Source organism: Amycolatopsis pigmentata (assembly GCF_042684065.1).
Classification (GTDB): domain Bacteria; phylum Actinomycetota; class Actinomycetes; order Mycobacteriales; family Pseudonocardiaceae; genus Amycolatopsis_E; species Amycolatopsis_E pigmentata.
Genome location: NZ_JBHUKR010000025.1, coordinates 33,304 through 53,564 on the forward strand (window position 1 = coordinate 33,304; position 20,261 = coordinate 53,564).

Annotated in this window: 20 protein-coding genes and 1 pseudogene; 10 read left to right on the forward strand and 11 right to left on the reverse strand. The window is 66.3% G+C overall.

What is annotated here, in order from left to right; translation table 11 throughout:
• Nucleotides 1-51: 51 nt before the first annotated feature.
• The 8 genes from ACFSXZ_RS38175 to ACFSXZ_RS38210 form a co-directional block, all read right to left on the reverse strand.
• Nucleotides 52-1,032 carry an ABC transporter permease subunit gene (locus ACFSXZ_RS38175; protein ID WP_378271130.1) on the reverse strand — a complete coding sequence of 327 codons (981 nt, stop codon included), beginning with the start codon at nucleotides 1,030-1,032 and terminating at the stop codon, nucleotides 52-54.
• Complete coding sequence (locus tag ACFSXZ_RS38180) at nucleotides 1,029-1,670, reverse strand: amino acid ABC transporter permease (RefSeq protein WP_378271133.1); 642 nt, start codon at nucleotides 1,668-1,670, stop codon at nucleotides 1,029-1,031. Before ACFSXZ_RS38180 ends, ACFSXZ_RS38175 begins: the two co-directional genes overlap by 4 nt.
• Nucleotides 1,670-2,605 (reverse strand): transporter substrate-binding domain-containing protein, encoded by a 936-nt coding sequence (locus tag ACFSXZ_RS38185; protein WP_378271134.1) that lies wholly within the window; start codon nucleotides 2,603-2,605, stop codon nucleotides 1,670-1,672. The genes ACFSXZ_RS38180 and ACFSXZ_RS38185 overlap by 1 nt, the downstream gene beginning before the upstream one ends.
• 198 nt (nucleotides 2,606-2,803) lie before the next feature.
• A complete protein-coding gene (locus ACFSXZ_RS38190) occupies nucleotides 2,804-4,324 on the reverse strand; it encodes a WXG100 family type VII secretion target (protein WP_378271135.1) in 1,521 nt (506 codons plus the stop codon).
• A complete protein-coding gene (locus tag ACFSXZ_RS38195; RefSeq protein ID WP_378271136.1) occupies nucleotides 4,321-4,668 on the reverse strand; it encodes a hypothetical protein in 348 nt (115 codons plus the stop codon). The genes ACFSXZ_RS38190 and ACFSXZ_RS38195 overlap by 4 nt, the downstream gene beginning before the upstream one ends.
• Nucleotides 4,669-5,055: 387 nt before the next feature.
• Entirely contained in the window at nucleotides 5,056-5,691 is a 636-nt protein-coding gene (locus tag ACFSXZ_RS38200) for a hypothetical protein (RefSeq protein WP_378271138.1), read from the reverse strand.
• A complete protein-coding gene (locus ACFSXZ_RS38205; RefSeq protein ID WP_378271140.1) occupies nucleotides 5,613-6,026 on the reverse strand; it encodes an LLM class flavin-dependent oxidoreductase in 414 nt (137 codons plus the stop codon). Before ACFSXZ_RS38205 ends, ACFSXZ_RS38200 begins: the two co-directional genes overlap by 79 nt.
• Nucleotides 6,027-6,028: 2 nt before the next feature.
• A complete protein-coding gene (locus ACFSXZ_RS38210) occupies nucleotides 6,029-6,841 on the reverse strand; it encodes a DUF1684 domain-containing protein (protein ID WP_378271141.1) in 813 nt (270 codons plus the stop codon).
• Nucleotides 6,842-7,315: 474 nt separating this feature from the next.
• Between ACFSXZ_RS38210 and ACFSXZ_RS38215 the strand changes: the two genes are divergently transcribed.
• A complete protein-coding gene (locus ACFSXZ_RS38215; protein ID WP_378271142.1) occupies nucleotides 7,316-8,311 on the forward strand; it encodes an LLM class flavin-dependent oxidoreductase in 996 nt (331 codons plus the stop codon).
• A gap of 76 nt (nucleotides 8,312-8,387) precedes the next feature.
• On the opposite strand, the gene ACFSXZ_RS38220 is transcribed toward ACFSXZ_RS38215, so the two are convergent.
• Nucleotides 8,388-8,495, reverse strand: coding sequence for a YceI family protein (locus tag ACFSXZ_RS38220; RefSeq protein WP_378271143.1), 108 nt, complete (start codon nucleotides 8,493-8,495; stop codon nucleotides 8,388-8,390).
• A 494-nt stretch (nucleotides 8,496-8,989) separates the two neighbouring features.
• Here ACFSXZ_RS38220 and ACFSXZ_RS38225 point away from each other — a divergent pair, with 494 nt between their 5' ends.
• The 8 genes from ACFSXZ_RS38225 to ACFSXZ_RS38260 all read left to right on the forward strand — a co-directional run bounded on the left by ACFSXZ_RS38225 (nucleotide 8,990) and on the right by ACFSXZ_RS38260 (nucleotide 17,132).
• Entirely contained in the window at nucleotides 8,990-10,135 is a 1,146-nt protein-coding gene (locus ACFSXZ_RS38225; protein WP_378271145.1) for an ROK family transcriptional regulator, read from the forward strand.
• A gap of 53 nt (nucleotides 10,136-10,188) precedes the next feature.
• Nucleotides 10,189-11,526 carry an LLM class flavin-dependent oxidoreductase gene (locus ACFSXZ_RS38230; protein WP_378271147.1) on the forward strand — a complete coding sequence of 446 codons (1,338 nt, stop codon included), beginning with the start codon at nucleotides 10,189-10,191 and terminating at the stop codon, nucleotides 11,524-11,526.
• A 39-nt stretch (nucleotides 11,527-11,565) separates the two neighbouring features.
• On the forward strand, nucleotides 11,566-12,576 hold the full coding sequence (locus tag ACFSXZ_RS38235; RefSeq protein WP_378271149.1) for an ABC transporter substrate-binding protein: 1,011 nt from the start codon (nucleotides 11,566-11,568) through the stop codon (nucleotides 12,574-12,576).
• Nucleotides 12,577-12,584: 8 nt separating this feature from the next.
• A complete protein-coding gene (locus tag ACFSXZ_RS38240; RefSeq protein WP_378271151.1) occupies nucleotides 12,585-13,391 on the forward strand; it encodes an ABC transporter ATP-binding protein in 807 nt (268 codons plus the stop codon).
• Complete coding sequence (locus tag ACFSXZ_RS38245; RefSeq protein WP_378271153.1) at nucleotides 13,388-14,236, forward strand: ABC transporter permease; 849 nt, start codon at nucleotides 13,388-13,390, stop codon at nucleotides 14,234-14,236. Before ACFSXZ_RS38240 ends, ACFSXZ_RS38245 begins: the two co-directional genes overlap by 4 nt.
• 2 nt (nucleotides 14,237-14,238) lie before the next feature.
• Nucleotides 14,239-15,816, forward strand: coding sequence for an FAD-dependent oxidoreductase (locus ACFSXZ_RS38250; RefSeq protein ID WP_378271154.1), 1,578 nt, complete (start codon nucleotides 14,239-14,241; stop codon nucleotides 15,814-15,816).
• On the forward strand, nucleotides 15,813-16,166 hold the full coding sequence (locus ACFSXZ_RS38255) for a 4Fe-4S dicluster domain-containing protein (protein ID WP_378271155.1): 354 nt from the start codon (nucleotides 15,813-15,815) through the stop codon (nucleotides 16,164-16,166). Before ACFSXZ_RS38250 ends, ACFSXZ_RS38255 begins: the two co-directional genes overlap by 4 nt.
• A 66-nt stretch (nucleotides 16,167-16,232) precedes the next feature.
• A complete protein-coding gene (locus tag ACFSXZ_RS38260; RefSeq protein WP_378271157.1) occupies nucleotides 16,233-17,132 on the forward strand; it encodes a TauD/TfdA dioxygenase family protein in 900 nt (299 codons plus the stop codon).
• 112 nt (nucleotides 17,133-17,244) lie between these two features.
• On the opposite strand, the pseudogene ACFSXZ_RS38265 reads toward ACFSXZ_RS38260, so the two are convergent.
• A pseudogene (locus ACFSXZ_RS38265) lies at nucleotides 17,245-17,421 on the reverse strand (amino acid ABC transporter ATP-binding protein); the annotation flags it as partial.
• Between the two features lie 617 nt (nucleotides 17,422-18,038).
• On the opposite strand from ACFSXZ_RS38265, the gene ACFSXZ_RS38270 reads away from it, so the two are divergent.
• Nucleotides 18,039-18,821: a nuclear transport factor 2 family protein gene (locus tag ACFSXZ_RS38270; protein WP_378271159.1), complete on the forward strand. Its 783-nt coding sequence runs from the start codon at nucleotides 18,039-18,041 to the stop codon at nucleotides 18,819-18,821.
• Between the two features lie 390 nt (nucleotides 18,822-19,211).
• Here ACFSXZ_RS38270 and ACFSXZ_RS38275 read toward each other — a convergent pair whose 3' ends face one another.
• Nucleotides 19,212-20,174 carry an ATP-binding protein gene (locus tag ACFSXZ_RS38275; protein WP_378271161.1) on the reverse strand — a complete coding sequence of 321 codons (963 nt, stop codon included), beginning with the start codon at nucleotides 20,172-20,174 and terminating at the stop codon, nucleotides 19,212-19,214.
• Between the last annotated feature and the right edge of the window lie 87 nt (nucleotides 20,175-20,261).

The window sequence follows — 20,261 nt, forward strand, 5'->3', positions numbered from 1 at the left end:
GGTTTCGGTTCGGTCCCTGTCTGTGAACCTCGTGGGGGTCACAAGGCCCGATTATTGCTGATAGTTGCCGCATGGGTACGCTTTGTGTCTGCTTGTGGGCGTGACGCATTGCCGGGAGCGGCTGGCCGCGGTGATCGTGGTGCCGGACTCGCCTCTTGTGTGGGGCGGCCGATAAGGGCCTGGGGCGGATCGTCTTTTGGCGATCAACCGAAGCCCTCCGCGCTGGCGGCCCGATGCCATCGCGCTCCGGTGTTCGAGGCTGCGTGCGAGTCTGCTCAGCGACAGGTTCACGAGGACGTAGACCGCGGCGACGACGAGGTAGGTCTGGACCAAAGTGTGGGTGTACTCGCCGAGGACTTTTCCGCTTTGCAGCAGTTCGGCGTAGCTGACCACGTAGCCGAGGGTGGTTTCCTTGACCAGGCTGACGGACTGGGTGATCAGTGCGGGCAGGACGAGGCGAACCACCTGCGGTATCACCACGAACCGCTGGGTTTGCCAGTAACCCAGGCCGAGTGCGAAGGCCGCCTCGCTCTGACCTGGCGGCAGGGCGAGGACACCGGCCCGGAACACTTCGGCGATCGACGCGGACATGGTGAGGACGACCGGTACGACGAGTTGCCAGAAGATCGGCAAGGTGAGTCCGGCAGAGGGCAGTCCCAGCAAGAACAGGTACAGCAACAGCAGCACCGGCAACGACCGGAAGGTCTCGATGTAGGCGCCGCAGCCGAGCCGGACCACGGGTCGGCGGGCGAGTCGTCCGATGGCGAGGAGAGCGCCGAGCGGCAGTGCCAGCACGCCGGCGACGGCGGCCGCTTCGGCCGTGCCAAGAAGGCCTTGGCCGAGATACCGCAGGATTGACGGTGCGAGAAAGATCTGCCACTTGGTCCAGTCCAATGCTCCGTGCGCGGCGAACTGCCGCAGCGCGAGCGCGAGCAGGCCGCCCAATAGGACGACCGCGATCGCGGTCGCGACCGCGATCCTGCGGCGTCCACGGGGCCCGGGGAGATCGAACAGCACCGCGGTGTCGCTCATCGCCGGATCCTCACTCGTCGTTCGATGCGGGACAGCGCTGCCGAAGAACCCAGTGTGATCGTTACGTAGAACACCGCGGCGATCCCGAACGCAGCGAGTCCCTCGGCATACCGCAGGGACAGTGTCTGCACGCCGTTGGTGAGTTCCGCCACGCCGACCGCCGCCGCGAGCGAGGTGCTCAGGACGACCGCGATGAGGATGTTGCCCAGTGGGGGCACCATGGACCGCATTGCCTGGGGCAGGATGACGTGCCGCAGCGATTGACCGAACGTGAGACCGAGAGCCCGCGCGGCCTCGGCTTGACCGAGCGGCACGGTGCGGATTCCGGAGCGGACCACCTCGCAGACCAGCGCCGCCGCGTAGAGCGCCATGCACAGCGCGGCCGAGGCGAACAGCGGCAGTAGGAGGCCGATTTCGGGCAGGCCGAAGACGAACAACACCAGCAGGACCAGGAGCGGCACGTTCCGGAACACGGCGACATACACCGTGGCGGCCGCCGCCAGTGGTGGGATCGGGCTGACCCGGAAGATCGCCAGCAGCGTGCCCAGGACCAGCGCGCCGCCGAATGCCAGCGCGGAAAGCTCGGCCGTGCCGGCCAGTCCGGAGAGCAGGACGCCGATATGCGTGATGCTGTTCATCAGGACGGTCCGGCTCCGATCGTGGGCCACTGCGGGGCTTCGCCCGGCACGACGGTTCCGATGGTGCCCTTCCACAGCCGGGTTGCCAGGCCCGCGTCCTGAATCCGATGAAGGAAGTCATTGACGACTTCCTTCATCCCGGTTTCCCTAGGGGTCCCGATGCCGTAGGACTCGTGGGTGATCGTCGGCCCCACGACTTTCATGTCGTTGTTCCGTGCGGCCGCTCCGATGAGCAGTGACTGGTCGATGACGTAGGCGTCGGCGCGTCCCTGCCGGACGGCCGCCAGGCATTCGTCGTTGGTGCCGAACAAGGTCACCTTGGCCTGCGGAGCCTGCGTGGCCAGTGCCTGCGCGGCGGTGGAGCTGGACTGGGTGACCACGTTCTTGCCATTGAGGTCGGCGACGGTGTGAATCGTGTTGTCGTCTTTCTTGGTGAGAATGCCGACCCCGGACTCGTAGTAGGGTCCGGCGAAGTCGACCTTTGCCGCGCGTGCCGCGGTGATCGTGTACGTCGCCAGGACGACGTCCACGGCATGGTTGGCCAGCAAGGCTTCCCTCGTGTCGGTGGTCACCTGGGTGAGACGCGTCTTCGGCTCGCCGATGACGTATTTCGCGAGCATCTGCGACAGGCAGGCGTCGAATCCGGTGAGTTTTCCGGTCGTCGGGTCCTGGAGCGAGAACAACGGTGCGGTCGTGGTACCACCGACGATCAGTTCACCCCGTCGTTTCACGGAGTCGGCGAAGGAACCGGCGGGAAGCAGGCCCGCGGGAGCCACCGGCGTCTCCTTGACCAGTGGTGAGCACACGTCTGGCTCCTGCCCGGGGAGAGCGGGGGAGGACACGGCGGCACACGAAGCCAGGAAGCCGGACGCGAGCGCCACGGCCGCGATGGCGGGCCAGGGGGTCCGGCGCGAGGGGAACCGGGCGGTGAACATGGATTTCCTCCGAACGTCGAGACATCGCGAGCCAGGGGGATACAGGGTTTCGCAAAGCGCTGCAACGAATTCCTGCCTGGTATTTCCGCCCTGGCGCGGGCAGAACCGATGATAGCGTTGTCCGGATTTTTTTCGCATTGAGGGAAAAAGATTTGAACTTGACTTGAGGTTGGGGCGGTGAAAGCTTTCATGGCGAAGCTACGATGCCGTGTCCTGAGTGAGCTGTGTCGTCACCGGATCCCCGTTCGCCGCGTCCTCCACTGCCTCCCGGACTGTGTTGCGCAAGCCGTAGGCCAAGGTTCGCATGGTCATTTCGGGGACGATGCGCTGGCCGAGCGGCGCTTCCGCAGGCTTGCCCTGGTAGGCGGCGGGTTTGAGGTATTTTTCCAGAGCCACCTTGCGCAGGCCACCAAGCGGCGCGCCGATCGCGGCGTTCGACAGCCAGTTGTCGTGCTGGCCTTGTTCGGCGCCGAGCAGGATGTTCTGGGTGCCGTTGACGAGTGTTTCCTTCAGAAAGGCATACAACAGTTCGCGGTTCGTCTTCGGGGTGAAGACCACCTCCTCGGTGGCCGGTTCGGTTTCCGAACCCTTCTTTTCGCGCTGCGCTTTGAGGTTGAATTCTCGTTCGAGGAGGCTCCGCAGTTCCGGTGACAGTGTGACGTCTTCGGCCATTTCTTCCGCGAGGGGGCGGGAAAACTCCGGCATCGGAAGCTCGTATTCGGCGGGAAGGGGGTGTACGGTTTCCGGCCGCTCCGCGGATTCCATGGAAGTCCCTCGTTCGGCGCGGGCCGCGTCGCCCGCCTGCTGCGCGGGCCGGTCGTGGGGGAACTCTCGCTCGAGCAGGTTCCTGAGTTCCGAGGACAATGACGGCGACTCGGCGATGGCTTGCGGCAGCGGTTTGCCCGCGTCGGGCATCGGGAGTTCCGGTGCCGAGGGTTCCTCTTTTTTGCCCTCGATGAACCGTTTGAGACCGCCGACCACCTTGGTCTCGTTCTCCAGGATCTCCATGCCCAGATTGAGCGCGCCGTACTGGACGATCGCGGGGATCATCGGGAGCAGCAGTGACCCGACATCCAGGTTCCGGCCGCTGAGCTTCGCCGGCACCGCGGTGGCGGCGAGGTTGATCGGGTACTCCTTGATGCCGTCCGGCACGTACTCGACCAGGAGCACCCTGGTGTATTCCCCGATCTTGCCCGCGAAGGTGCCCCACTGCTTCATCGCCTCGGTCGTCGTCCTGATCAACTCGCCCAGTCTGGTGAACAGCTTGTAGAGTTCGGCGATGAGGCGGCCGGCGCGGCTGAAGAAGATGAGGTCGGAGAGAAACCCGGTGATCCAGGACAGCGCTACGCACAGCAGCCACATCTCGAGCAACTCCAGTGCGATGCCGATGATCGTGCGGATTATCCGCGTCGATTCATCGGCGTGCTGGTCGAGTGTTTTCGCCATCCCGTCCGCGCCGTCCGCTACCTGACCGGCCAGCATCATGTGTTTCGCCCATGCCTCGGCATGAGCGTCGGCCGCGCGGCCGGAAAATGAGTCGCCGAGGCCGGCCAGGTCACGATTGAGACCGTCGTATTCGCGGCGGAGCGTTTCCGCGTATTGGCGGAGTTCTTCCGCCTTCTGTTCGACGCGTTGCGGGTGGCCCGTACCCAGGTTTAAACCGACTTTCTGGAGGATCCAGATGATGGCGTTTTCGACAGGCTCGTTGACATCGGTCATGACATGACGTCCGGGAGGTGGTCACGCGGTCCAGGGTCGCGGGTTCTCGCGGCCGCGTCCTCGTCCGCTTGCCGGAACAGGACGGCGGCGGCGCGCATCGCGCGTGCGTGGCTCTCGCCCGCCCGGGACAGTGCGGCCATGGCCGCGTTGAGGGCGTCGGACGCGTCGGCGTAGGACCATGCGGCGTCCCGGGCTTCTTGGGTGGTGCCGAAATCCGACGGAGTCAAGGCGGTCCGCGATCTCGCCGCCTCGAGCGCGGAATCCAGGTCGAGTAGCCGTTCCTCCATGTTCCGGCCATGCTTGTGCAACAGGTCGGGGTCGACCCGTGTTTCATTGTCTTTCACTGTTGTGCTCGCACTTCCGTTCATGCCTGTGCCGACAGTGGCGCGCTGTTTCCGTAACCCTTGGAAAAAAATTCCTCGGGCTGGCGTGTGAACGATTAACGATCAGAGCAGAGCGGAACGTTGCATGTCAACCGCGTGCATGGTCGTCCCAGAAAATGGAATCCAGGTGATCGACGTAACTCCAAACCGGCGTCACGTGTGCTTCCGACGAGTTCGCGATTGAGGTGATACCTCAGTGCCAGTACCTTGCCGTCTTCCGCGCCGAGTACGCCGGTTCGACCCTGTGCAGCTCTCAGGGCCTCCATGCCGCGGAGGTTGGTTCACACCGGTGTGACCGTTGAGCCGGCGGGTTTCCAGCCGAGTTCGGGTGCGATCGCAGTGCGGAAGTCATGGAGGATTTGCTGGTAGTCGTGCCGGTCGAACTCGTACGGCAGTTCGAGGCGGAGTTCGGCGACTTCCCGTACGGCGGCATCGGCTGAGAGCTGTTCGAGGATCTGTTCGGAGGTGCCCACCATGTCCTGCGCGAACAGGATTCGCTTCGGTCCGTGCCGTTTCAGGGTGCGGTCGGTGCCGGCTGGCCGCGTAGGCCCGGTAGCGCGCCCGGGTCCGCGTGTCCGCGCTGTCGAACGGGACGATCACCCGGCCGAGTGCGATTCGCGCTGGGCGGTCCGGCTTGATCAGGCGGCGGTATTCGCCGATCAGGGTGCGTTGCGCGGTGACGAAGTCGTCGGTGCCTTCGCCGCTGATGACGTTGCCGGTGAGCAGGTTCAGGCCTTCTTCGGCCGCCCAGCGGATCGAGCGCAGGCTGCCGCCGCCGTACCAGGTCCGGTCCACCAGGCCAGGAACATGGGGTTGCAGCCGGGGACGCTGGGTGTTGCCGGGTGAGTGGATGACGGTGTGCTCGTCACCGAGGTAATGACCGCGGAGATTGTCGATGAGGCGGGCTATCCGGCCGTAGCCCAGGTCGAAGCCGCGCCAATCGCCGTCGTAGACGAGATCGCCCAACAGTTCGGCGTGCGGCATGCGGTGGAGAATCCGACCTGGAGACTTCCATGGGACAGGACGTCGGCCAAGGCAAGGTCTTCGGCCAGCCGGAACGGACTTTCGTAACCGATGGGGATCACGGCGGTACCCAGTTCGACCCGCTGTGTGCGTTGGCCGGCCGCCGCGAGGAACACCGCCGCGTAGCCCGCACCGTGTTCGAGATGGCGCTGCCGGATCCACGCGCCGTCGAAGCCCAGGTTTTCGCCGTACTCGAACAACCACAATGTGTCCTCGAGCCCGGGGTAGGGGTCGTCGTCGGCGAAGTTGCCCGGGGTGAGGAAGGCCAGCGAAGTGACGGCCGGTCGCGTGGCCACCTTCAGCGACGCTCGTAGGGGATCTGTTCGCCGGCTTCGATCGCGATCGGCAGCCGGTTCTCCGCCGGGGGCAGCGGGCAGGTCGCCAGGTCCGTGTAGGCGCAGGGCAGGTTGGTGGCCCGGTTGAAGTCGAGTGTGACGAAGCCGTCCGCGTCGGGTGGCGGTACCTGCAGGACGCGGTTGGCCGGGTAGGTCGTGACGCCGGAGGTGGCGTCGGTGAACAGCACGATCAGGCTGTCCGGACCGTGTCCGGGGAACGCGGTCAGACTCAGCGCTTGTCCGTCGAGTTCGAAGTCGATCCGGCCCGGCGCGTTGTAGACGTGTTCCAGCCCCTCGACGGCCGCGCCCACCGTCGTCGGCTTCGGGCGGGCGAACGTCTGGTATCGGCCTGTGACGCGCCACCTCGGGTGCGGTGTGTAGGCGGGGGTGCCGTTGAACCCGGTACGGAGTGGGGTGTCCGGGTGGCGTGGCCGCAGGATGTCGTGGCCGCCTCGCTTCGCCACCTCGATCACGGCGTCACCCCAAACCGCATTGACCCCAACGCGTTCGGGAATGACCCCGAACGCGTAGCGCCCGCGCACCGGAGCACCTTCGACCACCAGTTCCTCGCCGTCGTCGAGAACGACCGTCACGCCCTCATCGCCGGTCGACCATGTGCCTGGGGCGTCGGGAAATCGTGCCGGCTCGTCGCCGAGCCAGCGCAGGCTGGTGATCGCCAGGAAGCCGTGCGGTCCGGACAGTCGCGCCTCGTGCTCGTGGTGCCATTCCTGCCATTCGGCGGCGAAGGCGTCGATGGGTGTGGTGGATGTGGTCATCGTTGCTCCCACTTGCTTCCCCGCGCGTAGTTCGCCGCATCCCCGTCGTAGAACGCGCTGACCGTCAGTGCGGTACTTCCAGTCTTCGACGCTAAACGCGCCCCGACAGCCCGGTCAACGATTCCCATCCCGTGAGCTGATCGGCCAGGGCGTCCTGCGGCTGGGTGACAGATCGTACGTAACTGCCGGCGTGGTCCAGCGGGTTCCAGGACCGTGCTCGGCGATCTCGCTCGTCTGTCCATTATGGTCTGGATCGCGCCTCGCCGTCACCGGGGACCGCGCCACCGGAATCGTTGGTGAAGACGACCAGCATGTGAAATGACTTTGCCCGCGTCTTGTCCGGCAATACGTTCTTGGCGTGGGAACGGCCGCACTCGAACCTGTCGCGCAGCCCGACCTGTTCCGGCTCGCCGTACTCGAACGGATCGCCCGAGAGGTCGCGCCCGAACGGGGCTGGCACAGGAAACCGTTCCGGTGAACGACGAGCGGCCGTTCCGGCTCGGCTTCCTCAGCCATGTCGCGTCCGTCGGCGAACCCCGGGCGGCGTTGCGCGAGACCCTCCGGCTGTTCGTGATTGCCGAGGAGCTCGGTCTCGACTCGGCGTGGGTGGTACAGCACCACGTTGGTGCGGAGCGGGGGCACCTGCCCTCGCCGTTCGTGTTCATGGCCGCGGTCGCCGAGCGCACCAGCCGGATCCGGCTTGGCGCTGTCGTGGTCACGCTGCCGCTGGAGCATCCGGTGCGCGTGGCCGAGGACGCTGCGGTGGCCGACCTGCTCAGCGGTGGCCGGCTCGAGGTCGGGATCGGCACGAGCGGGCATGAGCGTTCCTTCACCGCACTGGGCACGGACTTCGAGACGCGCCGCGAACGCAACCGTGCCTCGGCTGACGAATTGACCGACGCGCTCGCCAACCGCCCGCTTCCTGGCGGCGAGCGGCTCACGCCGCGCGTTCCCGGGCTGGTGGATCGGTTGTGGCGCGCGACCTCGTCGGAAAGCGGTGTCGCCGAGACGGCGCGCGCCGGCCACGGCCTGCTGCTCGCGCGTTCGGCGTTCACCGGCCCCACCCGGGACATCCAGCCACCGCTGGCCGAGTCCTACCTCAGCACCTACCGAAGAGCGGGGCACACCAGGACGCCACGGATCGGCGTGACGCGGTCGGTGTACCCGGCGGCCAGTCGCGAGCAGGCCGTCGCCGATCTCGAAGCCGGTGCCCGGGACTGGACGAAGACCATGGCCGCTGACCGGATCGCCCCGGGTTTGCCCGCGGCCGAGTTGTTCGCCCGCCACCACATCATTTACGGTCACATCTCCGACGTAGTGGCGGCGCTGTGGGCGGACCGTGTCCTCAAGCACGCGACCGATCTGCTCGTGCAGGTCCAGCCTGGACTGCCCGGCTTCGCGAAGACCGTCGCCGCACTCGAAACCATCGCCACCGAGGTCGCGCCCGCGCTCGGCTGGCATCCGGCCTGAAGGAGTGATTCTCTGTTCCATTTCGTCAAAGCGATTCCTTTCGCCACGATGGTCGAACCGAGGGCGAAGTCCTGTTTCAGGTGCACAGGCCGGTCGAGCGGAACTCCGCTGTGAGGTGGTTCTGGACGTCGAGGAAGTCGGCGCCGAAGAGGTGCCTATTGAAGCCTTCGTGTCCGGTGTCCAAAGTGGTCAGATCGACCGACGCGGTCGCCGGAGATTCCAGGGGGCTGTGCCGGTCACGATCTCTCCTCGGTATTTTCCGGCGCTGCGGCGGAAACGGGTTGGCCCGAGGTGGCGGACCACAAAGGACACGTCGGAGTTTACCGGATCAATGTGCGAGATCCGGCGGTATATTCGGGAATCCCGGCCGCAATAGTCATGCCTCCTCCGTCTGGCTCCGGTCGTCCTGGCAGGCTTGAGGATAATCAGCACCTCCGCGATAGTCTCTGTTTCCTTCTATCCTCCCAAGTTCTGGAAAGGCTGGTGGGAACGCTGTATGCGGGTCTTCCGTGGCGCGGGGACGGGTCATGTCCACATGCTGGGCTCTAGCTGAGAGACATTTTCTTTCAGGGTGACGAAAAGCATCATCGGGTCATGTCGGATGCCACTGGGATGAGCGTGCGGCGGCGCGAGATGAGCGCGGCAGCTGTTATGAGTGTTGTTCTGGAGCATGGCCCGGTGGCTCGCCGTACGGTCGCGCGGCTGACCGGGCTGAGTGCGGCGGCGGTGACCAGGCATTGCCGTGACCTGGTCGAACTTGGCCTGATCCGCGAGGCCGAGGAGGCGGCTGTCCGAGGTGGTATGGGCAGGCCGCACGTCCCGGTGGACATCGATGTGGACCGCCATCTGATCGGCGGGGTGCACATCGCGCACGAGCATTTCACGCTGGCCGCGCTCGATTTGCGGGGCCGGCTCCGGGCGAGTGAACGTGTCCCGCACGAAGGCACCGCTCCGGATGCCGTGCTTTCCGCGATTGCGGACAGGTTCCCGGCCTTCGTCGAGGCACGACTGTCAGGCTGGACGCCGGTCGCGGTCGGTGTGGCGGTGGGTGGCTGGGTGGACCCGCAGCAGGGGATAGTCATCGAACACACTTCGCTTGGTTGGCGTGATATTCCCGTCGGCGAGACGCTCGGCCGGGCCCTTGGCGCATCGGTCCGGGTGGACAATCATGCCCGCGCTCTGGCGTGCGCCGAGCGCATGTTCGGCAACGTCCGGGCCCATGGGTCGTTTGCGCACATCTTCGTCGGCAACGTGGTCGATGCCGCGATCATGACCGGCGGCGTACCGCATCATGGCCCCCGCTCGGGTGCGGGGGAAATCGCCCACCTCCCGGTGGGAGAGGCCGGGGTGCGCTGTTCCCGAGGGCACTACGGCTGTTTCGAAGCCACGGTTTCCGACCGCGCCTGGGCGCACCGCGCCGTCGCCGACGGGATCACCACGCGGCCCTCTCTAACGGCGTTGGCAGGGAGGGCGATGGCGGGGGACCGGCGCGCACGCGAGTTGTTCCTGGATCGAGCGAGGATGATCGGTCGTGGCGCAGCGGTCCTGTTCGATGTGCTCAATCCTGAGGTGCTGGTGGTGACCGAGCTCGGTGTGCTCCAGTTCGCCGACTGCCTCGAGGCGTTGCGCGACGAGGTCGCCGCACGTTCGAATGTGTGCGCCGACACACGGACGTCGGTGGTCGCCGGCAGCTTCGGCGTGGACGCCACACTCGCCGTGGCGGGGGGCTCGGTGGAGCTGGACGCGATCTATCGCTCTCCCTTGTCGCTCGGGGTTGTGTCCGGCAGGACCGTGCCGGGCGTTCCACTCGGTGGGCGGACTTAATTTCATTTCTCGCAAAGTTGTCCTCGTGTGGGTTTGCTTTCGAGGATGTAACCATGGCGAATCGGCAGTTGCACCTGAACGCGTTTCTGATGGGCGTCGGCCATCATGAGTCCGCCTGGCGTCATCCGGCGACCGACCCGTTCGGGGTCGCCGATGTCCGGCATTTCCAGCGGCTCGCGGCCATCGCCGAGCGGGGCACGTTCGACTCGGTCTTCCTCGCTGACGGGGTGCAGGTGATGGGAGACATCCGGCACAGCGCGGCCCATGTGTTCGAGCCGATCACGCTGCTCACCGCGCTGGCCACGGTGACCAGCCACATTGGACTGATCGCAACCGCGTCCACCGGATTCAGCGAGCCATACAATCTGGCACGCTGGTTCTCCTCGCTCGACCACATCAGTGGCGGGCGGGCCGGATGGAACATCGTCACGTCCGCCGGGGACCGCGCGGCGCAGAACTTCAACGCCGCCAAGGCGAGCGAACACGTGGACCGGTACCGCCGCGCGGCGGAGTTCCTCGAAGTCACCACCGGGTTGTGGGACAGCTGGGACGACGACGCGTTGGTCGTGGACAAGAACTCCGGTGTGTTCACGGATCCGGGCAAGGTGCATGAGGTCAACCACCGCGGACTCCATTTCGAGGTGCGCGGGCCACTCAACTCGATCCGTAGCCCGCAGGGCCGCCCGCTGCTGGTGCAAGCGGGCTCGTCGGAGGACGGGAAGGCCTTCGCGGCTCGCCATGCCGAGGCAGTGTTCACCGCACAACAGACATTTGCTGATGGGCGGTCTTTTTATCTGGACCTGAAAGGGCGGCTGGCCAGGCAAGGAAGGTCCGTCGACTCCCTCAAGGTGCTGCCGGGACTTGTCCCGGTGCTCGGGTCAACCGAGGCCGAAGCACGAAAGCTGGCCGCGGAGCTGGACGACCTGATCATCCCGGTGCGCGCGGTGGCCCAGTTGACCGAACTCATCGGCGTCGACCTGACCGGCCATCCGCTGGACGAGCGGTTGCCCTCGCTGCCGCCGGTGGCTGCGATCAACGGTGCGAAGAGCCGGTTCGAACTGGTCCGGGATCTCGCCGAACGCGAGAAGCTTACGCTGCGGCAACTCCTCGGCAGACTTGGTGGCGGGCGTGGTCACCAGGTGCTCGCGGGCACACCGGAGCAGGTCGCCGACCACATCGAAGCCTGGTTCGCCGGCGGTGCGGCCGATGGGTTCAATGTGATGCCGCCGCTGCTGCCGTCCGGGCTTGAAGACTTCGTCGATCACGTGGTGCCGTTGCTGCGGAAACGGGGGCTCTTCCGCACCGAATACACCGGTACCACTCTGCGCGACCACTATGGCCTGCCCAAACCGGTCAACGGTTTCGCTCGCGCCGAGCCGAGCGTGGTCTGAGCATCCGATACCCCTTCCCTACCCAGTAAAGGAAATCCGGTGATTTCTGCCACCCGAAGAAGGTTCCTCGCTCTCAGTGCGCTCGCCGTCGCATCGACCACGGTCGCGTGCGGTACCGCCAGCGGGGGCGGGGCCGAAGCCAAGACGCTCAGGTACCAGGGCTGGGCGGGCCAGGTGACCCTGCCGGAACTCGCGGAAGACCTCGGTTTCCTGGGTGACGTCAAGCTCGAATGGGTCGGTGACACCATCAGCGGTCCGCAGGACATCCAGTCCGCCGCGACCGGGCAGATCGACTTCGGCGGCGCGTTCAACGGCGCTGTGGTCAAGCTCGCCGGCGCGGGCGCGCCGATCAAATCGGTGATCAGTTACTACGGCTCGGATGCCTATGCTTTCAACGGGTTTTACGTCCTCGCCGACAGCCCGGTCCGCTCCGCGCGCGACCTGATCGGGAAGAAAGTCGGGATGAACACACTCGGCGCGCACTCCGAAGCCATACTCGACATCTACCTGCAGCGTAACGGCCTCGGCCCCGCGGAAACATCGCAGGTCGAACGGCTGGTCGTCCCCCCGGTCAACACGGAACAGTCACTCCGTCAAAGGCAACTCGATGTCGTCGTCCTCGGTGGCATCCTGCGGGACAAGGCGCTGGCCAACGGCGGTATCCGCCCGCTGTTCACCGACTACGATCTGCTCGGCGCGTTCAACGCGGGCACCTACGTGATGACCAAGAGATTGCTCAAATCCAACCCCGCCACCGTGCGTACCTTCGTCACCGGGGTCGCGAGGGCAATCGAGTGGAGTAAGACCACGCCCGCCGCCGAGGTGGTGGACCGGATGACCGCGATCGTCAAAAAACGTAACCGCAACGAAAACGCCGACGCGTTGAAGTACTGGAAGTCCTTTGGCGTCGCGGCGCCCGGTGGGGCCATCGCGGAGAAAGACCTTTCGATCTGGGTCGACTGGCTGCGGGCGCGCGGTGAGCTGAAGCAGGACGTGCACATCACCGACATCTACACCAACGAGTTCAACGGCCTTCCCGCCGGGAAATGAGCACACCGATGACACAGATAGTCCTCCGGCAGGTAACCAAGAACTTCCCCAACCGCGACAGGGAAACCGAGCTGGTGGCCTTGTCCGAAGTGGACCTCGAAGTGCGCCCCGGGGAATTCGTCGTGATCGTCGGACCCAGTGGCTGCGGCAAATCGACATTGCTGGACCTGCTGGCGGGGCTCGCCACCCCGACCAGCGGCCGGATTCTGTTCGACGACCGGGAGGCGAGCGGTCCCGGACTCGACCGGGGCATTGTGTTCCAGCAGTACGCGCTGCTGCCATGGCGAACCGCGCTGGGCAACGTCGAACTGGGCCTGGAAGCCGTCGGGATCCCGCGTCGTCGTCGCGTCGAACGGGCCAAGGAGTACCTGGACCTGGTGGGGCTGAAGGGTTTCGAGCGCCGCTACCCGCACGAACTGTCAGGCGGCATGCGGCAGCGTGTCGCGATCGCGCGAAGCCTTGCCTACGAACCGGAAGTGCTGTTGATGGACGAGCCGTTCGCCGCGCTCGACGCGCAGACCCGGGAGACGTTGCAGGACGAATTGCTGCGGATCTGGGAGCGCACGGGCAAGACGATCGTGTTCATCACCCACGGCATCGACGAAGCCGTGTACCTGGGACAGCGCGTCGCGGTACTCACGTCGCGACCGGGACGGATCAAGAAGATCGTGCCGATTGAACTGGCCGCCCGTACAACGGCCGCGGACCCGCGCTCCAGCGCCGAGTTCGCCCGTTACCGCCACGAGATCTGGGAACTCTTGCACGACGAAGTCGCGCGCGCCCAGCGATTGGAGAAGGAGGCCACACCCGCATGAGTACATCGACGGAAATCCGCCCCGAGGTCGCGGACCTCAAGGCGCCCGTGGCGAGGCCGCAGGCACCCCACCTACTCCTGCCAGGCCTACTTCGCAGGGCCGCTACCAGGTCGGCCGCGATTCTTGTGCTACTGGTGGTGTGGGAGTCGGCGCCGAGGATCGGCCTCGTCGACCGAACGTTCCTGCCACCGGTCAGCGAGGTGGCCGGGGCCTGGTGGGAACTGCTGCTCAACGGGCAACTGCTGGCCAACACCGAAGCCAGCCTGGTCCGTTCCCTGTCGGGCTTCGGGCTCGCCATCGTCATCGCCGTACCGCTCGGATTGCTGATCGCCTGGTACCGGCCGGTCGCCGACCTCCTCGGACCGCTGCTGGAACTCTTCCGCAACACCGCGGCGCTGGCCTTGCTGCCGGTGTTCGTGCTACTGCTCGGGATCGGCGAGACATCCAAGATCGCGATCGTGCTCTTCGCCTGCACGTGGCCGATCCTGCTCAACACGATCAGCGCTGTCCGTGGCGTCGACCCCACGCTGCTCAAGCTGGCGCGTTCGCTGGCGCTGCCGCCGCACCGGCTGTTCGGAAAGGTGATCCTGCCCGCCGCGGTGCCCTCGATCTTCACGGGCATCCGGCTCGCCGGAGCGGTATCCATCCTCGTGCTCGTCGCCGCCGAGATGGTGGGAGCCAAGGCCGGACTCGGCTACCTGATCAACGCGGCACAGTTCAACTTCGCCATCCCCGAGATGTACGCGGGCATCGTGACCATCTCGGTGATCGGTGTGCTGTTCAACCAGGGTTTGGTGAGTCTGGAGCGCCGCTTCACCCGCTGGCGTGTCCCGGTGGGAGGCTGAGGATGGAACTCGAAACCGACGTGCTCGTCGTGGGCGGCGGCCCAGCGGCGACCTGGGCCGCGCTCAAGGCCGCGGAGGCCGGAGCGCGGGTTGTGCTGGCGGACAAAGGCTACTGCGGAACCAGCGGCGCCACCGCCGCCGTCGGCACCGGCGTGTGGTATGTACCACCCGAACCCGAGCCCAGGGAAGCGGCCATGGCCAGCCGCGAAGCGCTCGGCGGCTACCTCGCCGACCGACGCTGGATGGCACGGGTTCTGGACCAGACCTACAAGGGCGTCAACGAACTGGCCGAACTCGCCCGGTACCCGTTCCCGGCGAGCCCGGACGGGACGCTGATCCGCTCCGGCCTGCAAGGACCGGAATACATGCGCCGGATGCGGATCCGGGTGAGACGGGCAGGAATCCGCATTCTCGATCACAGCCCGGTCCTCGAACTACTCACCGACGCCGACCGCGCGGTGGCGGGGGCGGCGGGGTACCGGCGGCAGGCAGGCCACGCGTTCCGCGTGCGAGCGGCCGCGGTCGTGCTGGCCACGGGCGGCTGTGCCTTTCTGAGCAAGGCACTGGGCTGCGATGTCAACACCGGTGACGGCGCCTTGATGGCCGCCGAGGCAGGAGCGCAGCTGTCGGGTATGGAGTTCTCCAACGCCTACGGCATCGCACCCGAACACACCTCGGTCACCAAGACCGCCTTCTACAACTACGCGACCTTCTATCACGAGGACGGAACCGTGCTGGAAGGCGCCGGGAGCCAGCGTGGACGATCCGTGATCGCCCAGGCGCTGTTGACCGGGAAGGTCTACTGCCGGCTGGACCTGGCCGACGAGCCGGTACAGCGCGCGATGCGCCTGGCACAGCCCAACTTCTTCCTCACCTTCGACCGGCTCGGCGTGAACCCGTTCACCGACCGATTTGCGGTGACCCTGCTCGCCGAGGGCACCGTGCGCGGCACCGGCGGCATCCACATCACCGGTGACGATTGCTCGACCACCGTGGCCGGCTTGTACGTCGCGGGTGACGCGGCGACGAGAGAACTCATCTGCGGGGGGTTCACCGGCGGCGGTAGCCACAACGCGGCATGGGCGATTTCCTCCGGCACCTGGGCCGGGCGGGCGGCGGCCAGGTATGCCATCGCGCTCGGCGCGAAAACGGCCACGCGCCGCATCACCGCGGCCGGTGGCGCGGGCCTCCGGCCGGACGCCAAGCCCGGTCCGGCGGGGGAGTACCGCGACGTGATCCGGACGGTGCAGGCGGAAATCCTGCCCTACGACAGGAACTATTTGCGCCGGGGCGACCGGCTCGTGACCTCCGTGGAGATTCTCGACGACTGCTGGCGAGCCGTGCGGGCATCGCTGCATGAACATGGTGCCGACGTGGTGCGGGCCAGGCAGGCGGCGGCCATGGTCGCACACGCCCGCTGGATGTACGCCTCCGCGCTGTCCCGGACGGAAACCCGCGGCATGGCCAAGCGACTCGACTTCCCGGGCCAGGATCCCGGGCAGCATCACCGGATCCTCACCGGCGGTCTCGACCAGGTGTGGACCCGACCGCTCCGTGCGGCCGCGGCGGTGGCGTCGTGATCGAACTGGTCTCCGCACAGCGGTGCATCGCCTGCGACAAATGCATCAAGGTCTGCCCCACCAACGTGTTCACCCCAGGCGCGGACGGCATTCCCGTAATCAGCAGACAGGACGACTGCCAGACCTGCTTCCAGTGCGAGGCGAACTGCCCCGTCGACGCGCTGTTCGTCGCCCCGTACACCCACCCGCTGCCCGCCGGAGCGCCCGAGCACGACGCCGACGGATTACTGCGATCCGGTCTGCTCGGCAGTTACCGCGAGCAGATCGGGTGGGGCCGTGGGCGCACTCCAGGCGCGGCCCGGGCAATCGGCCCCGCCTTGCACCCGGACAGCAGTCCGATCATTTCCTGAAGACCGCTCCTGAACAGCTGTTGACCGCTTCCCCGTACCGGCACATCGAAGAAAGGATCAGTTCCCATGACGACGATCAACACCGACATCGAAATCCGCAAAGTCGGCGGACGCATCGGCGCCGAGGCCACCGGCGTCGACCTGGCCACCGACCTTCCCCCGGACCTCGTGAACGAACTCAACGCCGCGCTCCTCGAACACAAGGCCCTGTTCTTCCGCGGCCAAAACCTGTCCGACGCCGACCACACCCGCTTCGCCGCGCATTTCGGCGAACTCACCGGCGCGCACCCGACCGTGCCGTCCGTGCCCGGACAACCCCATGTGCTGCCGGTCGACGGTGAAAAGGGCGTCCGGTCCAACCGCTGGCACACCGACGTCACGTTCGTACGAACCCCGCCCAAGGCCACCAGCCTGCGCAGCCTCGTCGTTCCGCCCTACGGGGGCAACACTCTCATCGCCAACTCCGCTGCCGCCTACCGGGACCTGCCCGAGCACCTGCGCGAGTTCGCCGACAAGCTGTGGGCGGTACACACGAACGACTACGACTACCTCCAGCCGCCCGCGAACGAGGCAGCCGCGGAATACCGCACTGTTTTCGTCTCCCGTAAGTACCGCACCAGGCACCCGGTGGTCCGCGTCCACCCGGAGACCGGAGAACGCGGCCTGTTCATCGGCGGGTTCGCCCAGAGCATCGACGGACTGTCCACGTCGGAATCCCGTGACATCCTCCGCATCCTGCAGGAATACGTGATCCGGCCGGAAAACGTCGTACGCTGGCAGTGGGCACCCGGCGACCTCGTGCTCTTCGACAACCGCATCACCCAGCACTACGCCCCGGACGACTACGGCAACCTGCCCCGGCTGTTGCACCGAGTCACCGTCGCCGGCGACGTACCGACCGGGACCAATGGCGAACGCAGCCACCTCCTCGAAGGCGACGAGGCGACCCACTACACACACGCGTAACACTGCCGATCGAGCTGACCTGATCGGACGGACGGCGCCGAGGTATGTCAGGGCGGCGAGGAACGAGAGCAGTTCCCGCGGATTTCGGTTCGCGGCGCTCCGTCAGGTGCCCTCAGTGGGTGAGGAGCTTGGACAGGAATTCCCTGGCACGGTCGGTGCGTGGGTTGTCGAAGAACTCCTGCGGCGTACCGGTTTCCACGATCCGCCCCTGATCGAGGAACACCACGCGGTCGTCGGCACGGCGCGCGTAGCCCAACTCATGGGTCACCACGAGCATGGTCATCCCGTCCGACCCTCTCCGACATCTTGATCCTTCCTGCCGAGGCACGGTGCCCCAGCCTGTCGGATCACCATCCCGCCCACAAGATCGCCGACAGTCCCGTACCTGGACACCTGGATCACCAAAGCCCAGGCCAGCGGCCTTCCCCAGCTCCGGGGATTCGCTGCCGGACTGCTCAAGGACTACGACGCCGTCCGCAACGGACTGACCCTCTCCTGGAGCAGCGGCGCGGTCGAAGGCACCGTCTGCAAGATCAAAGCCCTCCGCGAAAGAGGAAATCGCCGGGTGGCTGGCCAATCGCAGGAAGCCACACACGGAGGATGCCTGAAAGCCACACCGGCACACCCCTGGGAGCCCAGACCTTACGACTGGCCTGCACCGCCGCGTTGTCGACAGCGACCGCGTCGTGCGTGTCGACTGGATTGCCCAACCGCGACTGCGCGAGCACGCTGCGGTGCTCCCACTGGCCTGGCACATAGCCAGGTGGTCGGCTGCGTGAGGATCCGCGGCGGGTCCGCAGGCGGGAGCGTGCCATGATCGGCTCCGGCCTGCGGATTGACGGTGCGACGCTCGGCGAGGACCGTGGTCAGTAGGGGCACCGCGCAAAGGAAGGCGGGTAACCCGAAATGGACGCTATGCAGAACAGGCCGACGTTAGATGTCGAGGCGCTGCGTCGCGGTATCGAGGAGCGCGACGCCGCGACCCTGCGGAGCCTGTACGCGGAGAACGCGCAGATGACCGTGGTGGACCGGCGGGACCAGCCGAGCCACCCGCACCAGATCTCCGGGAACTCCGCCATCGGCGAGTTCGTCGACGAACTGTGCAGCAGGGACATGGAGCACCATCTTGAGCAGGTCGTTGTCTCCGCCGACGGGAGCCACGCGGCCTACCTCGAGCGCTGCCGCTACCCAGACGCCACGACGGTGCTCGCCACCTCGATGCTGGACCTGCGTGACGGGCGGATCATCGCGCAAACCAGCCTGCAGGCCTGGGACGAGGGCAGCGGCGGCGTGACGCCGCAAGGGGCACCGGGCGCAGCCGCGAAAGCAGCGGGGCGGGTCGAACACCTGGACTTCAGCAATCCGGACGAGGTACGTACCTTCGACCACGGACGTGCCGAGATCCTCAACGTGGGCGGCGGGGTCGTCGGCCGCCTGGTGCTTGAGCCAGGCTGGCGCTGGTCCCACGACGTCAAGCCCTTGGCAGGGACGCAGTGGTGCGAAGCGCCCCACTTCCAGTACCACGTGTCCGGCACCCTCCGCGTCCACATGGCCGACGGAACCGAGTTCGATGCGAAGGCCGGGGAGTTGACCATGTTGCCCTCAGGGCACGACGCCTGGGTGATCGGTGATGAGACGGTCGTGATCGTGGACTGGCAGGGCGCTGTCCACTACGCCGAGAAGCACTGATCATCGGCTTCCGCGGCCGACCGACGACCATGCCGGCGGGTTGTCCGCGATGATCGTGGCCGGAATGCGGTGGGACTCGTCGAACGCAGGCGTGCTCGGGCATTCGCGACGGCGTCGACAACAAGTAGGCGCTGTGGTGCGGTGCGTTTCCGGGCGGGGCAATAAGGTGGTGCGGAGGTGCGCAATGAAGGCTGGCGGAACCGGTTGGAAAATCACGTGGGCCGTGGCTGGGATGGCTTGTGTGATCGGGAACATGGATAGGATCCGGCGCAGCGTTCGTTTCTGGTGCGGGCTGTTGCCCTCGGCTATGCGGGATCTCATGATGATCATGGGCCGGGTCGCGGCCGTGGTGCTGTGAGAGATGTTGCCTGTCCCGGTGCCGTGGTTCTTTCAGGAGCCGGTCAGTGCGGCTGGGCCGGGGGTGAAGCCGGGGTCGATTTGGGCGGTGAGGTCGTGGCCGGTGCGGTTGTTGCCCCAGGACCGGGCGTTGCGGAGGTGGAATTCGATCGCTTGGCGGTGGAATCGGTGCCAGTCCTGCGGTGTCTTGTCCACAGTGGACAGGATGGTGCCGAGTGCGGTGAGGTTTTCCGGTTCCAGTGCGGTGATGGGGCGTGTCCGGCCGCGTTCGGCGGCGCGGACGTGGCCGGAGCCGGTCAGCCAGCACAGCAGGTCCTCACCCACGTGCTGGCGCAGGAATTCGATGTCCTCGTTGTCGGTGATCTTGTTGCCGATGACGGCGAGTCGCACGTCGAAGTCGTGGGCGTAGTCGGCGTATTGCCGGTAGACGCCGAGGCTGCGCAGTGTCGGTTCGCAGACCAGGAATGTGATGTCGAATCGGGTGAACAGTCCGGAGGCGAACGCGTCGGCGCCCGCGGTCATGTCCAGGACGACGTACTCGTCGTCGGCGTCGATGAGGTGGTTGAGCAGGAGTTCGGCCGCGCCGACTTTCGAGTGGTAGCAGGAGACGCCGAGGTCGGTCTCGTCGAACCGGCCGGTGACGCCGAGCCGCACTCGGCCGAGGGTGCGGAAGCAGGCGTCGGCGATGGGGTTGTCCTCGAAGGGGCGCAGCAGCCGTGACCCGCGGCCGGGCGGGGTTGTCTTGATCATTGCGTCGGCGCCGGTGATGCGCGGGTTGTCGCCACGCAGATAGTCCTTGATCAATCCCAGGTGTTCACCGAGCGTGGGCAGCGCCGCCGCTTCCTCCTCGCTCGCGCCGAGGCCGACCGCCAGATGCTGGTTGATGTCGGCGTCGATGGCGAGCACGGGGCGTCCCCTGTGGGCCAGGTAAGCGGCGAATAGTGAGGTCAGTGTGGTCTTCCCGCTGCCCCCCTTGCCTACGAACGCGATCTTCACAGTCTTACCCTCTCCAGTTACTGAAAACGACAACGATTGTCATGTGCAGCGTGCACACTACACCGAGACCGTTCGGGCTTGGACGGG

What these genes read in the sequence shown, in the direction of transcription:
- ACFSXZ_RS38175 (WP_378271130.1), bottom strand. Translation starts at nt 1,032, where the DNA reads ATGAGCGACACCGCGGTGCTGTTCGATCTCCCCGGGCCCCGTGGACGC.
- ACFSXZ_RS38180 (WP_378271133.1), bottom strand. Translation starts at nt 1,670, where the DNA reads ATGAACAGCATCACGCATATCGGCGTCCTGCTCTCCGGACTGGCCGGC.
- ACFSXZ_RS38185 (WP_378271134.1), bottom strand. Translation starts at nt 2,605, where the DNA reads ATGTTCACCGCCCGGTTCCCCTCGCGCCGGACCCCCTGGCCCGCCATC.
- ACFSXZ_RS38190 (WP_378271135.1), bottom strand. Translation starts at nt 4,324, where the DNA reads ATGACCGATGTCAACGAGCCTGTCGAAAACGCCATCATCTGGATCCTC.
- ACFSXZ_RS38200 (WP_378271138.1), bottom strand. Translation starts at nt 5,691, where the DNA reads ATGCCGCACGCCGAACTGTTGGGCGATCTCGTCTACGACGGCGATTGG.
- ACFSXZ_RS38210 (WP_378271141.1), bottom strand. Translation starts at nt 6,841, where the DNA reads ATGACCACATCCACCACACCCATCGACGCCTTCGCCGCCGAATGGCAG.
- ACFSXZ_RS38230 (WP_378271147.1), top strand. Translation starts at nt 10,189, where the DNA reads ATGGCGAATCGGCAGTTGCACCTGAACGCGTTTCTGATGGGCGTCGGC.
- ACFSXZ_RS38240 (WP_378271151.1), top strand. Translation starts at nt 12,585, where the DNA reads ATGACACAGATAGTCCTCCGGCAGGTAACCAAGAACTTCCCCAACCGC.
- ACFSXZ_RS38245 (WP_378271153.1), top strand. Translation starts at nt 13,388, where the DNA reads ATGAGTACATCGACGGAAATCCGCCCCGAGGTCGCGGACCTCAAGGCG.
- ACFSXZ_RS38250 (WP_378271154.1), top strand. Translation starts at nt 14,239, where the DNA reads ATGGAACTCGAAACCGACGTGCTCGTCGTGGGCGGCGGCCCAGCGGCG.
- ACFSXZ_RS38260 (WP_378271157.1), top strand. Translation starts at nt 16,233, where the DNA reads ATGACGACGATCAACACCGACATCGAAATCCGCAAAGTCGGCGGACGC.
- ACFSXZ_RS38270 (WP_378271159.1), top strand. Translation starts at nt 18,039, where the DNA reads ATGGACGCTATGCAGAACAGGCCGACGTTAGATGTCGAGGCGCTGCGT.